At 64.1% G+C, this 15,461-nt stretch carries 14 protein-coding genes; all 14 read right to left on the bottom strand.

The window, feature by feature from the left end; genetic code table 11:
- Positions 1-2: 2 nt before the first annotated feature.
- Positions 3-980, bottom strand: coding sequence for a P-type conjugative transfer ATPase TrbB (gene trbB / locus RLDS_RS31710; RefSeq protein ID WP_021224526.1), 978 nt, complete (start codon positions 978-980; stop codon positions 3-5).
- The gene (locus RLDS_RS31705) at positions 977-1,378 is read right to left on the bottom strand and encodes a ribbon-helix-helix domain-containing protein (protein ID WP_021224525.1); all 402 of its coding nucleotides are present in this window, start codon (positions 1,376-1,378) and stop codon (positions 977-979) included. The genes trbB and RLDS_RS31705 overlap by 4 nt, the downstream gene beginning before the upstream one ends.
- A 14-nt stretch (positions 1,379-1,392) precedes the next feature.
- Positions 1,393-3,432 (bottom strand): conjugal transfer protein TraG, encoded by a 2,040-nt coding sequence (locus tag RLDS_RS31700; RefSeq protein WP_021224524.1) that lies wholly within the window; start codon positions 3,430-3,432, stop codon positions 1,393-1,395.
- A 355-nt stretch (positions 3,433-3,787) separates the two neighbouring features.
- On the bottom strand, positions 3,788-4,204 hold the full coding sequence (locus RLDS_RS31695) for a PaaI family thioesterase (protein WP_021224523.1): 417 nt from the start codon (positions 4,202-4,204) through the stop codon (positions 3,788-3,790).
- Positions 4,205-4,293: 89 nt separating this feature from the next.
- The gene (locus tag RLDS_RS31690; RefSeq protein WP_021224522.1) at positions 4,294-4,572 is read right to left on the bottom strand and encodes a hypothetical protein; all 279 of its coding nucleotides are present in this window, start codon (positions 4,570-4,572) and stop codon (positions 4,294-4,296) included.
- A gap of 36 nt (positions 4,573-4,608) precedes the next feature.
- Positions 4,609-5,034, bottom strand: coding sequence for an MASE1 domain-containing protein (locus tag RLDS_RS31685; RefSeq protein WP_021224521.1), 426 nt, complete (start codon positions 5,032-5,034; stop codon positions 4,609-4,611).
- Positions 5,035-5,454: 420 nt separating this feature from the next.
- Entirely contained in the window at positions 5,455-5,976 is a 522-nt protein-coding gene (locus tag RLDS_RS31680; protein WP_009824065.1) for a molybdenum cofactor guanylyltransferase, read from the bottom strand.
- Position 5,977: 1 nt separating this feature from the next.
- The gene (locus RLDS_RS31675; protein ID WP_009824064.1) at positions 5,978-7,195 is read right to left on the bottom strand and encodes a molybdopterin molybdotransferase MoeA; all 1,218 of its coding nucleotides are present in this window, start codon (positions 7,193-7,195) and stop codon (positions 5,978-5,980) included.
- A gap of 9 nt (positions 7,196-7,204) precedes the next feature.
- On the bottom strand, positions 7,205-7,993 hold the full coding sequence (gene cobA / locus RLDS_RS31670) for a uroporphyrinogen-III C-methyltransferase (protein WP_009824063.1): 789 nt from the start codon (positions 7,991-7,993) through the stop codon (positions 7,205-7,207).
- On the bottom strand, positions 7,980-10,589 hold the full coding sequence (locus RLDS_RS31665; protein WP_009824062.1) for a nitrate reductase: 2,610 nt from the start codon (positions 10,587-10,589) through the stop codon (positions 7,980-7,982). The genes cobA and RLDS_RS31665 overlap by 14 nt, the downstream gene beginning before the upstream one ends.
- On the bottom strand, positions 10,589-10,924 hold the full coding sequence (nirD, locus tag RLDS_RS31660; protein ID WP_021224520.1) for a nitrite reductase small subunit NirD: 336 nt from the start codon (positions 10,922-10,924) through the stop codon (positions 10,589-10,591). The genes RLDS_RS31665 and nirD overlap by 1 nt, the downstream gene beginning before the upstream one ends.
- A 5-nt stretch (positions 10,925-10,929) precedes the next feature.
- Entirely contained in the window at positions 10,930-13,452 is a 2,523-nt protein-coding gene (gene nirB / locus RLDS_RS31655; protein WP_009824060.1) for a nitrite reductase large subunit NirB, read from the bottom strand.
- 208 nt (positions 13,453-13,660) lie between these two features.
- Positions 13,661-14,869, bottom strand: coding sequence for a hypothetical protein (locus RLDS_RS31650; protein WP_009824059.1), 1,209 nt, complete (start codon positions 14,867-14,869; stop codon positions 13,661-13,663).
- A 79-nt stretch (positions 14,870-14,948) separates the two neighbouring features.
- Positions 14,949-15,461, bottom strand: a 513-nt coding sequence (locus tag RLDS_RS31645) for an MFS transporter (RefSeq protein WP_021224519.1), incomplete at its 5' end; no start/stop codon positions are given.

The following is a 15,461-nucleotide window of genomic DNA, read 5'->3' as shown; positions in this document are numbered from 1 at the left end:
GATCAGTCTCCAGTGCTGTGGGGGATGACGAGGTCAGTGACGGCGTAATCGCCGCCCTCATCGAGCCCGCCGACCTCGGCAACGGTCTCGATCCTGCGGCCGATGCCTCGGCCGGAGATGAGCACCACCATGTCGATCGCTTCTGCGATCAGGCGGCGCGGCACGGTGACGACACTTTCCGCCACCAGCTGTTCGATGCGGTAGAGCGCGGATCGCGCGCTGTTGGCATGGACGGTGGCGATGCCGCCGGGATGGCCAGTGTTCCAGGCCTTAAGCATGTCGAGGGCTTCGCCGCCCCTGACCTCGCCAACGATGATGCGGTCGGGTCTCAACCGTAAGGTCGAGCGGACGAGATCGGCCATCGTCACGGCGCCGGGCTTCGTTCGCAGCGCCACTGTATCGGGCGCGGCGCATTGTAACTCGCGCGTATCCTCGATCAGGATCACCCGCTCGTCGAGTTGAGCCATTTCGGCCAGCAGCGCGTTCGCCAGCGTGGTCTTGCCCGACGAGGTGCCGCCCGCGATGAGGATGTTGCGCCGGTCGACGACGGCTTTGGCGAGCACCACGGCGACTTCAGCACGCATGATGCCGTCGGCCACATAGTCAGCGAGGCGGTGGATGCGGACAGCCGGCTTGCGGATGGCGAAGCATGGCGCCGACGCTACCGGCGGGAGCAGACCTTCGAAGCGTTCGCCACCGTCAGGTAGTTCGGCACTGATGATCGGCGCGTCGGCATGGATCTCTGCGCGCACATGGCTGGCGACGAGACGCACGATCCGCTCTGCCTCGGCCACTTCCAGCCGGGCGCTGGTCTCGATCCGGCCTTCGCCAAGACGGTCGAGCCGCAGCACGCCATCCGGGTTAACCATGATCTCAATGACAAGCGGATCGGCGAGCGCGGCGGCAATGGCCGGTCCCATGGCGGTGCGCAGCATGGCGCTGCGACGGTCGCGTGACTGTGCCCCAAGCGCGCCGCTCATGACGGCTCACCATCGCCAGCCGGAGTGTCGATCGACCGACCAGTCGCAAGCTGTCGTCCCACCTGATCGACGAAACGGCGGAAGCGCTCGCGCCCGACCACCTGTGCAGCCTTGTCCGCCTCGGGCAGCGGCGCCGTCACAGTCAGCTGATAGCGGACGAACAGCGACAGGGTTTCGAGAAGCACGGTTGCGTCGCGCTCGATACGTCCCAGCTGATTGCTGAGCCGGTCGAGCCGGTGCTTGAGCAGGTCATCGACTTCGCGGGTGGCGCGGCGATTGAGATATTCGCGCAGGGCGTCGGAGATGATCGCGGACTTCGACGTGCCCGGTTTCGATGCCAGCATGTCGAGACGGGCGGTAAGTTCCTCGTCGAGATAGAGATGATGGCGTGGTTTCACTGCCGTTCTCCCCGTCAGAAGTTCGGCAGCAGATCGTCGCCGCGATCCGTGCTCTCGTTAATGCCATAGGCACGCTGGACCGGGTTCAGATTGCGCAGACGGTCCATGGCGCGTCGGTCGGCGACCTCGTCGCTCTCGTCGTCGGTGCCGGGGGCGGCATCGCGCTCCGTCTCATCCGGGGCCGGGGCCTGCTCCTCGGCGAGGCCGGGATGGCGCTCACGCTGAAGACCACCCTCCGCCTCCGCGAAAGCATCGGCATCGTCCGTGGATGCAGCAGCGAGGCCATCATGGGGACTGCGGACTTCGATTCCCCAGTCGTCAGCGCGGGATTCCGGCCGATCCTGATAGGGGCCATCACTAAGCACTGGCGGCGGCATCACGCGCGCGGCAAAGTTGCGGTCCTCATAGTAGCGCAGCTTCTTTGCCCGGATCGGCGCCAGCCCCGAGACCATCACCAGTTCATCGGCGGGCGACAGTTGCATGACCTCGCCGGGCGTCAGCAGCGGCCGGGCTGTCTCCTGTCGCGACACCATGACATGGCTGAGCCAGGGCGCGAGCCGATGCCCGGCATAGTTGCGCTGCGCGCGCAGTTCGGTCGCGGTGCCGAGCGCATCGCTGATCCGTTTGGCCGTGCGTTCATCGTTCGAGCTGAAGGCGATGCGGACGTGGCAATTGTCGAGGATGGCGTTGCTCTCGCCATAGGCCTTGCTGATCTGGTTCAGGCTCTGCGCGATGAGGTAGGCGCGGATGCCATAGCCGGCCATGAAGGCGAGCGCGGTCTCGAAGAAGTCGAGGCGGCCCAGTGCCGGGAATTCGTCCAGCATCATCAGCAACTGGTGCTTGCGGCTCTTACGGGGATCGCCCTCCAGCCGCTCGGTCAGGCGGCGGCCAATCTGGTTCAGGACCAGCCGGACCAGCGGCTTGGTCCGCGAGATGTCCGAGGGCGGAATGACGAGGTAGAGCGACACCGGCGCCCTGGCATCGACGAGATCGGCGATGCGCCAGTCGCAAGCGGATGTCGTCTGCGCCACGGTCGGATCACGGTAGAGGCCAAGGAACGACATCGCCGTGGAGAGCACGCCGGACCGCTCGTTCTCGCTCTTGTTCAGCACTTCGCGCGCGGCGCTGGCGACGACGGGATGGACCTGGGGATGCTTGGACGTGCCCAGATGATTTGTCGCCATCATGCGGCGCAGGGTGCTGGCAAAGCTGCGCTGGGGATCGGAGAGAAAGGTGGCGACGCGCGCCAGCGTCTTCTCTTCCTCGGCATAGAGGACATGGAGAATGGCGCCGACCAGCAATGAGTGACTGGTTTTTTCCCAGTGCGAACGCCGCTCCAGCCCGCCTTCCGGGTCGACGAGAATATCGGCGATATTCTGCACGTCGCGCACTTCGTCCGGGCCTTTGCGAACCTCCAGAAGCGGATTGTACCGGGCCGAGCGCGGATCGGTCGGGTTGAACAGCAGGCAGTGCGAAAAGCGCGAGCGCCAGCCGGCGGTCAGTGTCCAGTTCTCGCCCTTGATGTCGTGAACGACGACACTGCCGGTCCAGGACAGGAGAGACGGCACGACGAGGCCGACGCCCTTGCCCGAGCGGGTCGGCGCAAAGGCCATGATATGCTCAGGGCCGTCATGACGCAGATAGTCGGAGCCGAGCCGGCCGAGAAAGACACCGGCATCGCGCAGCAGGCCCGCGTTAGCGATCTCGCGCTGCGACGCCCAGCGTGACGAGCCATAAGTGGTGACGTGGCGGTTCTGACGCGCGCGCCAAAGCGATCCGACGATGGCCGCAGCGCATCCGAGAAATCCGCTAGCCCCGGCCAGCGCGCCAGCCTTGTCGAAGACCTCGGGCGCATAAGCCTCGTAATGATACCACCATCCGAACAGCTGCCATGGCCGATAGACCGGGATGCCGCACGCGATCGTCCAAGGCGCACCGAGCTGCGCCTGATAGCCCAGCATGGCGGCGGCCCATTGGGTTCCCGCCCATACGCCCAGCAGGACGATCGCGAAAACGATGAAAATCTGCCCGACTAGCAGCTTGGTGGGGGTCATGTGCCTTGGCTCCGACTCGCCGGCCATCACGGCAGCGCAAGTGAAACCAAGGGTGGATCAGGCCAGTTCGAGAGCGTTACATCGGTTACGCTCAGTCCAACCCGCTTAAGACGTCCTTTCAACCGCCGACGGGCAAATGACGTTGGTTCCTCATAAGCGGTCCAGCAGCTCGGCGCCCATTCAAGCCGTTTGGCAGCATTATGCTCCCGCCCAGAATCGGACATTCGGATTTGACTGGTGTGGGACTAATCAGTCGTTCCAAGCTCGCCACCCGACCGCCCGCTTTCGCTGACAGAGGACATTCCTGGCTTACGAGCGTATCAGATCCTCCGTCAGCGGCGCGTTGAAGCCCAAGCTACGGGAGCGCGTAACCGACAGTGGCTTGGGCGATAAGGTGGTCCTCATTCCCCTGCCAGACCCGCACATCGACCGTGGCCAGTCGGCGGCCCAGCTTTAATAATCGGGCGTCTGCAATGATCGTCTCCATTTTGCAGGCGCGGAGGAAGGAGATGGACAGACCGTTTGTTACTGCCATCTCCTTTCGCCCATGGTGAGCGATAATCACCGCATAGGCTGCAACATCGGTAAGTGCCATGAGCGTTGGCCCCGATACGATCCCTCCGGGCCGACCCATGCTTGAGTTCGGATCGAGGGTCATGCGGACATGCCCAGCTTGAACATCGACCACAGCGCCAAGGGACGCGCGCGTTTCGCTCGGAAATGCGCCATCGAGAAACTCGGCAAGTTCGCTTAATGACAGACAGGGATTCATGGCATCCAATCAATTGAAAAGTTTGGCCTTCAAGACGCTCATTAGCGGTTGAGGTTGTTCCAACGGAATGAGGTACCCCGTTTCTTCGATTATCGAAAGGGTGGCATCTGGAATGCCGCTAGCCAGCGTTCGGCTCTCTTCAATTCATACAGGCGCCCTCTTGACTTGAGCGCGCCGGCGGTTGGCAGGATCACCATCACGACGGTGGCGAAGTACGCCTGAAGGATCTGGAGGCGCAGGCCCATTCCGCCCGAAATCATCGTCGTGGGCCCCACGCCGGACAGGGAGAAAATGCTGGCGATGGTGACGAGGATGACGATGGAGGTGACTGCACCGAAACGCCCAAGTCGTAGCGTTGCCAGCATCATCGGCAGAAAGGGCAACGCGAGAAGGGGGATCTGGCCCTAGCCAAACGTGACAGTCGCCACGGCGCACACAGCCAGCATGATCGCCCATGCCTCTATCGCCCTGATCCGGTCGACGCGTTTCATCCACCTGTTGATGTACCCTCCAAGCAGGAGGATCATCGGCGGGCCGAATGCGATCACGCCCACTGCATGGGCGGTGAACCAATCACGCCACGTCGTCCAATAGGGCGCCCGGCCGGCGATATGGACGAACAAGGCCCCGACAAATGCGACGACCAGCGGAACGGCGATGCCGGCAACGGCTACAAACCAGAGAATCTCGCGAGCGGACAAGAATTGTCCGAAACGGGGATAGGCACGACGGACCATCCACGCCGCGGCGAAGGCTTCGCCGACATTTGTGATCGCCAGCGGCATGGCGACCTTCCAGCCAAGTCCAAATACCAAGCTGGAAAGCGCCATTGGCTGGAATGCGCCGGTGGATGCTGCCGTGAGTTGTCCGGACTGCGCCCACTCAAGCCGTTCGACCGCAATATTACGATGCTTGAAAGCGGACCGCCCGATTATGACTGGGCCTGGGACAAACCTGCCATTCAGTTTTGTATTTGCGAGCGGCAGGTTTTGGTTTGGAAACAGACATCGGTAATTTTACCGTCATTGCTCTTTGAAACGGGCAGCCTTGGCGGAGAGGCTGGCGGCCCAGCAAGACCCTGGCGATAAAATTATTGAAAGGGTGCACCCCACGGGCCCGCCTCACCTGTCCAGGAACTATTAAAAAGATTAAACATCGCCGAAAGCGCGCGATTCTGATCAGGCCACATCTAAGTGGCCAGTCAACTCTGCGATTAGCAGTTTAAGAATCCCTTCGAGATGATGTTGTGATTATTCAAAAATTTCATGTAGATCTGTAGCTACATTAATGTTTCTCCAGGCGAGATTATCGACTTTTATTAATTGACAGCCTGAGGCGCTGATCCATGACCGCACGGACCGGTGGCCGCTGACAATATGCGCGTTCAAGCGAGCACATAGCGATGCTGGCCAAATACCCACCATATACTGGTCAGCGAAACAAACTGGCCCAGTTCCGAGCGAGCGAGCGAGGTCACTTGGAAGTGGATAGGTGTCTAACGGAACTGTCAGAACAGCGTCGAAGCCGTTACGGCGGCCATATTCCAAGGCCGCGGCCATGCCCCCCAACGGCCCAAGGCCCGGGCCCGGCACGTCCGGGATGGAGGTCCACTCCAGCCAGCTACGCCCGCACAAGACGATATCGTCGACCTGAGGCTGCAAGGCGGCATGGACGTGGTCCAGAAGCGTAACGCCATCAATCCGCGCCATGGCCTTGTCGGAGCCGAAGCGCCGCGACATGCCACCTCCAATGATCGCTCCCAGCAGGGCCATGTCAGAAGCGCAGGCATTGTAGAACGGAACCTGCCGGACCGGCAGGCACACCTGCCCGTCGCTCGACGAGGACATCCGCTTGCGCCAGCATCATCTGCGCCGACGCCTGCTGGCGTTCAATAGTTCGAACGGTATTGCCCTGCGTCACCCCGCATAAGAACTGATCCCTGTCGCCGCCTTCCTCCAAAGCAAGGGACGACGCATGGCTGGACCAGCGCAAGGCAGAGGCGAAACCGGCGCCTGACATGGCCGCGATCATCGGCGCCAGAAACAGACGCGCGGTCGTCAGGGCGGCAGTCGGATTTCCTGGTAGGCCCAGAATGTGAGTCCTGCCGATTCTGCCATACCACAGAGGCTTGCCCGGCTTCATGGCAACGCCCGCGAAGGCGAGGCGCAGGCCGAGCGGCAGGAGCGCTGCGCGGGCCAGATCCCGATGTCCATGCGATGCGCCCCCCGCCAGCACCAAAATGTCGGTTTCGGAAAGCGCGGCCTGCGCGGCATCGCGCAGGCTGTCGATCCGGTCGGTCGCGCGTGACATGCCGGTCAGCTTGCCGCCCCATTGCCGCGCTATCAGCGTCAAAGCTTCGCTTAGACTATCAGGAACGGTATCGGCCTGCATTGCGGCCTTGCCGGGTTCGACCAGTTCGTCGCCATTGGTCATGACATGCACGCGCGGCCGGCGCCATACGGTCACACCCTCTACGTCGGCGGCGGCGGTCACGACCATGGCCCGCGCATCCATGCGGGTGCCTGCGGTCAGCAATGTCTGGCCTCGCGCAAAATCATCGCCGCGCCTGCGGACATGGCCCTTGCCACCCCTGTCCGTCAGTATGACATGTTTCCCGTCGATCATCGCATATTCGCGCATGACGACACGGTCGGCACCCGGAGGCATCGGCGCGCCGGTCGATATTCGAACCGCCGTGCCGGGTGGCAACGGCACTGGAAGCGGTCCACCGGCGCCACTTTCGCCGGAGAGGCGAAACCGGATGACCCCTTGCGCAAGATCGCGGGAATGCACGGCATATCCGTCCATAGCCGCGCAGTCCCGCCGTGGCGAATCAATCCCGGCGACGACATCCCTGGCAAGGACGCGCCGGCCTGCCTTGCCAAGAGGCACGAACTCAAAACCTAGCGGCACGCAACTCTTCCGCACGATCGCCTGCGCTTCATCGAAGCCAATGGTCGCGGCGCACGCAATGCTGGTTGCTGCGGTCATGACGCGGCCCTAGTGCGTCATGACATTGTCGGCAACCGCCCCGGCTACGACGGTCAGATCGGGTTGCGCCACCGCTTTTCCTATCAGGATCAGCGTCGGGCGATCCTGGGCAAAGGACTCGATCACCAAAGGCAGCAGGTCCAGCCGGGTTCGCAGCATCTGCTCTTGCGGCAGGGACGCGTCGCACGTGATGAGCGCTGGGGTCGACCCGGGCAAGCCAGCGGCGATCAGGGCGCGACTGAGTTCGGGCGCGGCATCCCGGCCCATATAGACCGCTAGCGTGCTGGTCGGATCGGCCAGCGCATTCCAGTCCAGATCGAGCGCCTGCCCACGCCGACTGTGCGCGGTGACGAACTGAACGCGGCGGGCGATACCCCGGAGAGAAAGGGACACGCCCGCCGACGCCGCCACCGCGCTGGCGGCCGTCACGCCGGGGCAAATCCGAACGCGCGCGCCGATCGCACGCAGGGCGGACATTTCCTCGGCTGCTCTGGCGAACATGGCTGGGTCGCCGCCCTTCAGGCGCACGATGCGCCTGCCCGCCAGCGATGCGGCGACCAACATCTGGTCGATCGTCAATTGATCCTTCGAATGGCGGCCGGATCGTTTGCCTACGCTTACCCGCTCGACACTGGAGGGGATCAGGTCCACCACGCCCGGCCCGACCAGCGCATCATAGAAGACGACCTCTGCCGCTGCGATCAGCTTCTCGGCCTTTCGCGTCAGAAGGTCGGGATCGCCGGGGCCAGCCCCCACCAGCCACACGTCTCCGGGCGCGATCAGGTCATTCCGCGGCATCAAGCGTCTCCTGCATGGTCTGGGTAAAGATGGTCGCGATCGCGGGGCGGCACGATCCGCAATTTGTGCCCGCCCCAAGTGCGGCGCCGACAGCGGCGACATCCATCAGATGCTGGTCGCGGATCGCAGCGACGATCTGGTTGAGGCCGATGTCGAAGCAGACGCACACGGTCGCGCCTTTGTCGGGCTGACTGCCCGGACCACGTGCCGCGAGCACCGAACCACCCACGTTGACCGCTTCCAACTGCGCGATCAGCCAGTCGCGGGAGGGCAGGAGGCCGGTGCGCGTCACGAACAGGACGGCTTGCAAACGGCCTTCGTTGATGCTGGCGACGCGGCGCGTGCCCTTCGCCCGGTCCAGCGCCTCGACCCGCTCGCCATGAGGAAGCAATGCCTCGAGCCGAGCGGGATCGCCGTTCCCGGCTACTTCGAACAGGGCGCCCCCCGGCACGGTGATTTTGGTGGCCCACAGGCAGGGGATGTGCGGGAAGGTCTCTCCCCGCAGGATCAGGAAGCCCTTCCATTCGGTCTCGACCCGCGTGACGCTGGCGGGCGTGGACTTGAAGCCCGGCTGCCCCGAATGTGGGTCCACCAGCGGACGCGGCAGGAGCCCGGTGCGCCCGCCGCTGCTCGTGCGATCGGTCCAGTGGATCGGCGTGAAAATCTCACCCACACGCTGCCCTTCGTTCAGGGCGACGCGAAAGACGCTGTTCCCCTGCGCAGTATCGACCCGCGCCAGATCGCCATCGGCAAGCCCCAGCGCCGCCGCGTCCTGCGGATGGACTTCCACGAGCGGCTCTTCACGATGCCGCGACAATTTGGGCGACAGGCCGGTGCGGCTCATCGTGTGCCACTGGTCGCGATAGCGCCCGGTGTTGAGCGTCATCGGCCAGTCCTTGAGCGGCGGCTGCACGTCCATTTGTCTGGTCAGCACCAGTCGCGCCTTGCCCTCGGGCGTGGCAAACGAGCGATCGGCAAAAGGCCGACCGCCCCACCGGAACGGCTCCATCGCCTCATAGGCTTCGTTGCCGATCGTCGCCTTGTCCTTAAGGTTCAGCAATCGTTGCCCGTCATTCTGATAGGCGGTCAGGCGCGCATGTTCGCGCCATATGTCGGCGGGCCGGTCATAGGCGAAGGCGTTGGCCCACCCCATGCGACGGCCCACTTCCTTCACGATCCACCAGTCGGGCTTTGCCTCACCCGGCAGCGCCATGAAGGGACGCTGGCGGCTGATCGTGCGGTCCGAATTGGTGACCGTGCCGTCCTTCTCCCCCCATCCGGCGGCGGGCAGGCTGACATGGGCGTGCGTGCTGCTGTCGGTGTTGGCCATGATGTCCGACACGACGAGGAAGGGGACAAAGGCCAAAGCGTCGCGTACGCGGCCTGCGTCGGGCATCGATACGGCGGGGTTGGTCGCCATGATCCACAGCGCCTTGATCCGCCCTTCGTCCACTGCGCGAAACAGATCGACGGCCTTCAGCCCCGGCTTGGTCGCCATGTTGGGCGCGGCCCAGAAGCGGCCCACGCGCGCCACATTGTCCGGCGCAAAGTCCATGTGCGCCGCAAGGGTCGAGGCAAGGCCGCCGACCTCGCGCCCGCCCATCGCATTGGGCTGCCCGGTAATCGAAAAGGGTGCCGCGCCCGGCTTGCCGATGCGGCCGGTGGCAAGATGGACGTTGATGATCGCATTGACCTGATCGGTCCCGCGGATCGACTGGTTCACGCCCTGGCTGAACAGTGTGACGGTGCGCGGTGTCGCGGCGAACATTTCGAAAAACTGCTTGATGAGCGCGGGCTCGACATCGCATGTCTGCGCCGTCGTCCAAAGGTCATGACCGTTCCGGATATGCTCCCAGAAGCCTTCTGGCGCGGTGATCGAGCGCTCGATGAACGTCCGGTCGATCGTCCATGTCGCATTACACCAGGCCAGCAGCCCGTTCATAAGCGCAACGTCGGTTCCGGGGCGGATGGGCAGGTGCAGGTCCGCGCCTTCGCAAGTCTCGGTGCGGCGCGGGTCGATGACGACCAGCTTCGTGCCGCGTGCCGCCCGCGCCGCCTGTATCCGCTGATAGACGATCGGGTGGCACCAGGCGGTGTTCGATCCCACCAGGACGATGAGGTCCGCCGCGTCGAGATCGTCATAGCTTGCCGGAACGATGTCTTCGCCGAAGGCGCGGTTATGCCCCGCGACCGCGCTCGACATGCACAAGCGGCTGTTGGTGTCGATATTGGCCGACCCGATGAAGCCCTTCATCAGTTTGTTGGCGACATAATAGTCTTCGGTCATCAACTGGCCGGAGACGTAGAAGGCGACGCTGTCGGGGCCGTGGCGATCGATCGCGTCCCTGAAGCGCTTTGCCACAAGGTCGAGCGCCTTGTCCCAGCCCGCCCGCTTGCCCCCGATCATCGGATGCAGCAACCGCCCCTGAAGACCGACCGTCTCGCCCAGATGCGTGCCCTTGGAACAGAGGCGCCCGCCGTTGGCCGGGTGCGCCTCATCCCCCCTCACAGAAACCAATCGCGGGCCGGTCGGCGTCGCGACGATGCCGCAGCCGACGCCGCAATAGGCGCAGGTGGTGCGGACCGCCTCTTGCATCAGGCGGCCGCCTGCATGGCGTCGGGCTGCGCGATCAGGATGCGGCCGCCCTCCTGACGCACTTCGATGACAGGCGTGCATCCCTCGTCCGCACCCTGCGCCTGCCCGGTCCTGAGCGCGATGTTCCAGTTGTGCAGCGGGCAGGCGACGCTGTGCCCATGCACGATGCCCTGGCTGAGCGGCCCCTTCTTGTGCGGGCATTCGTTGACCAGCGCGAAGACATGATCATCACCTGTGCGGAACACCGCAAGATCCTTCTGCCCCGCGATCTGGACGGTGCGGGCACCGCGCTGGGGGATGTCGTCCAGCGTTCCGATGTCAATCCATGTGGTCATGTCGTTCACTCTGCTGCGATGGCGAAGGGGGCGATGGGCTGGTGCAGTTCGGCGTGCTGGCCAGCGGCGCGCTCTGCCCAAGGATCGTCCTGCGAAAAGCTCTGGGCATAGAGGAAGCGGGCGCGCAGGGCTTCCCGACCGGCGGCGTCTTCGACGATGCGCTGTTTTACATAGTCGACGCCGACGCGCTCGATCCACGGCGCGGTGCGTTCGAGATAGCGGGCCTCTTCGCGATAGAGCTGGATGAAGGCGGCGCAGTAATCCAGCGCCTCCTGCTCGGTCGAAATCTTGCACAGAAGGTCGGTGGCGCGAACGTGGATGCCGCCATTGCCGCCGACATGCAGCTCATAGCCTGAATCGACGCAGACGACGCCGAAGTCCTTGATCGTCGCCTCCGCGCAGTTGCGGGGGCAGCCCGACACGGCGATCTTGAACTTGTGGGGCATCCACGATCCCCAGGTCATCCGCTCGGCCTTGACGCCAAGGCCGGTCGAATCCTGCGTGCCAAAGCGGCACCATTCGGACCCGACGCAGGTCTTCACCGTCCGCAGCGACTTGCCATAGGCGTGGCCCGAAACCATGCCCGCGGCGTTGAGGTCGGCCCAGACGGCGGGCAGATCCTCGCCCTTGATCCCGAAAATATCGAGCCGCTGACCGCCCGTGACCTTGACCATCGGCGCGTTATATTTCTCGACCACATCCGCGATCGCGCGCAGCTCGCGCGGGTTGGTCAGGCCGCCCCACATGCGCGGGACCACCGAATAGGTGCCGTCCTTCTGGATGTTGGCGTGCATCCGTTCATTGACGAAGCGGCTTTGCTGATCGTCGTGATAGACGCCGGGCAGCGCACACAGCAGATAATAGTTGAGCGCAGGGCGGCACGACGAGCAGCCATCGGGCGTCGACCAGTGCAGCTTCTGCATCACCTCGGGGATGGAGCGCATGTCCTGCGCCACGATCTCGCGCCGAACGTCGTCATGAGTGAAGCTGGTGCATTTGCACATCGTCTTGGGACCGGACTTCACATCATCGCCCAGCACGACGCTCAGCAGATTTTCGACAAGGCCGGTGCAGCTGCCGCAGCTGGCCGACGCCTTGCACGTCGCGCGCACGGCGTCGAGGCTGGCATTGCCCGCCCCGATGCACGCCACGACCTGCCCCTTGCTGACGCCGTTGCAGCCGCAAATCTCGGCATCGTCCGAGAGCGCCGCAACGGCCGCCTTAGGGTCCAGCGCGCCCCCTCCCTGGGCGAAGGCTTGTCCGAAGATCAGCATGTCGCGAATATCCGCGACATTTTCCTCGCGTTTGAGCAGGTCGAAATACCAGCCGCCATCGACGGTATCGCCATAGAGCACGGCGCCGACGACGCGGTCGTCCTTCACCACGACGCGCTTGTAGATGCCACGCGATGCGTCGCGCATCACGATGTCCTCGCAGCCATCTCCGCCCGAAAAGTTGCCAGCGGAGAACACGTCAAGGCCCGCGACCTTGAGCTTTGTGGATGTGACCGAGCCGCGATAGCCGCTGTGCTGATCGGTGAGGCCATCGGCAAGGCTGCGGCACATGTCCCACAGCGGCGCGACGAGGCCATAGACATTGCCGTCATGTTCGACGCATTCGCCGACCGCCAGGATGTCGGGATCGCTCGTCACCATATGATCGTCGACGCAGATGCCGCGATTGACGGTGAGGCCCGCCTCGCGCGCCAGCGCCGTCGCGGGGCGGATGCCCACCGCCATGACGACGAGGCTGGCGGGGATTTCGCGACCGTCCTTCAGGCGGACGCCCTCGACCTTGCCGTCGCCATAGATGGCTTCGGTATTGGCGCCCGTCAGGATCGTCTGGCCGCGCGCCTCCAGCGCCGTCTTCAGCAGCCAGCCCGCCGCCTCGTCGAGCTGCCGCTCCATCAGCGTGTCCATGAGGTGGATGACCGTCACTTTCATACCGCGCAGGGTCAGGCCATGCGCCGCCTCCAGTCCCAGAAGGCCGCCGCCGATCACCACCGCGCTGCCGCCGCCATTGGCCTTCCCGGCTTCCGCCGCCGCCAGCATGGTGTCGACATCCTTCATGTCACGGAAGCTGATGACGCCCGGCAGATCCTTGCCCGGCACCGGGATGATGAAGGGGTCTGACCCCGTCGCGATCAGCAGCTTGTCATAGGAGACGCTGCGCCCGCTCTGCGCCGTCACGCGCTTGGCGGTGCGGTCGATCGCCGTCACCGGGTCGCCCGAGATCAGCTCGATGGCGTTGTCGGCATACCAGGCGGCATCGTTGATGACGATCTGCTCGAAAGTCTTTTCCCCCGCCAGAACCGGCGACAGCATGATGCGGTTGTAGTTCACATGCGGTTCGGCGCCGAAGATCGTGACGCGATAGCGCCCCGCGTCGCGCGCCAGCAGTTCTTCGACCGCACGGCATCCCGCCATGCCGTTGCCCACCACAACCAGATGTTCGCGCGGGTCGGGGGAGGTGACGAGAAGATCGTCAACGCGCTCCGCGACCGGAACAGTCTCACGCTGAAATTCCATCCCAGTGCCTTTCGGAAAACAAAAAAGCCGCCATCCGGACCATCGGTGAGAACCGAGAGTCTGGATGGCGGCTTTGCCATCATATCGTGCCTTGCCGACCCGTCTGTGGATCGTCGCGGCTATGTGAAGGAGGACATCCTTGTCCCTTGCGTCGCAGCATAGGACGAATCGCTAGGTGGCTCAAGCGATTCGTCGCGATGCTTTCAAATCAGATGGCCCAGTCCGCCTGAAGCCAGACTTTGTTCGTGTCGGTCGCCAGCGCTCGCGCATCATAATGGGCGTAGCGCACCGACAGAGCCGTCTTTTTCACCTTCGCGGTCGCCAGAAGATCGACCTCATTGCCATAATGCTGGTCGAGCCTATCGCTGTCGAACCTGTGCCAGCTTGCCGTCAGGGTGATGGCCGACAACCTGCCCCACTTCTTCCAGTCATAGCCGCCGCCGACATAGAGGTCGCGCACGCCGTTGGCGGGCGTGGTCAGGAACTTGTCGGCCCATCCCTGAAACTTGAAATTGGTGCCGAGCGGCGTCTGAAAGCTGGTGAAGGGTCGTCCGTTGTCGGCGCCTAGCACTTCGTAGCCGCCATTGAGCTTCCACCCCTTCACGTCCAGCGTGGCGTCCGCCAGCCAGTAATCGGCGCTATAGTCGTTGGGATTGCGATGATAGTCGGACTGGCGCGCATAGCTGAGCTGGTAGCTGAGCTTCGCCGCCTTCGACAGCGCCTTCGCGCCGGCGAGCCGCACGCCGTAGGTCTGGCTCGACAGGCGATATGCCTGCACCGCCGCCTCATCCTGATTTACCAGATAGGCAAAGCCCGTCATCGTGCCGATGGGCGTCGTGTAGGAAAGATTGGCGAGGATATTGTCGCCGCTCACCGCCTGCTGCCGGGCACGTGTCCCCTGAACGCCCCAGATCGACCTGACGCTCCAGGCATAGGCGACGTCCAGCTTCAGGCCCTTTACCGGCGTGAGTTCGGCCCGCACTGCATCGAACGTCTGCGCATTGTCGCGGAAGGCGACATTGCCGACAAAGCGTTCGTCATCGAGCACGATCTTCTGGCGTCCCGCCGTCAGGGCGACCGCCTTCGTCTTATATTGAAGCTGCGCGATGTAGAGCGCGACATTTTCCGGATCGGCGACGATCGGCCGTGTCGGCGCGCCATTGAGGCCGTCATAATAATGATCGACGATCGCCAGCGTCCCTTGCCCGACGATGGAGGCGGACAGCGCGCCGCTGCTCGCGGTAAGTCCGGCGCGGGCGCGGACCGTAAGGGCATCGGCCTTCTCTTGCGGCAAGCCATCCTGATCGACATGCTCGTAGCGCAGTCGTGCTTCCGCGAGCGGCTTCAGGGCAATTGTCTGGGCGCAAGCGGGGCGTGCGACGACCAGCGCGGCCGCGGTTACGATAAAAACCTTCATGGGATGCGTCCCCCCGGACGAATGGTGAAGCGATGAAACCGGGGGCGGCAAAAGCTGCGCCGCCCCCGGTTTCAGATCGTCAGATGCGCGCTCCGGTGCTCCAGGTCGCGCGCCACCGGGCCTTCACCGCCGTCAGGCCCAGCACCGCCAGAACCGCAAGTCCGGCGAAGATCAGGAAGCCGGGCGCGAAGCTGCCGGTGATCTGCTTTGCCAGACCCAGCGAGCTGGCGAGGTAGAAGCCGCCGATCCCGCCGGCCATGCCCACCAGACCCGTCATCACCCCGATTTCCGGCTGAAAACGCTGCGGGACGAGCTGGAAGACCGAGCCGTTACCCGTGCCCAGCGCCAGCATGGCGAGGACGAACAGGCCAAGCGCACCGGCCAAAGTCGTGGCATAGCCCACGCCCGCCAGCGCCAGTGCCGCGACGATATAGACGATCGTCAGCGCCTTGACCCCGCCGATCCGGTCAGCAAGCGCGCCGCCCAACGGCCGCACCAGCGATCCGGCGAAAACGCAGCCTGCGGTGCAATAACCCGCAACGATCGGCGTCAGGCCGAACTGGTCGGTGAAATAGATGGGCAGGCTGGCGGC

It is taken from the genome of Sphingobium lactosutens DS20 (assembly GCF_000445105.1).
Classification (GTDB): domain Bacteria; phylum Pseudomonadota; class Alphaproteobacteria; order Sphingomonadales; family Sphingomonadaceae; genus Sphingobium; species Sphingobium lactosutens.
Note: the sequence above shows the minus strand (reverse complement) of the source record. Positions and strands in the feature narration are given on the sequence as shown.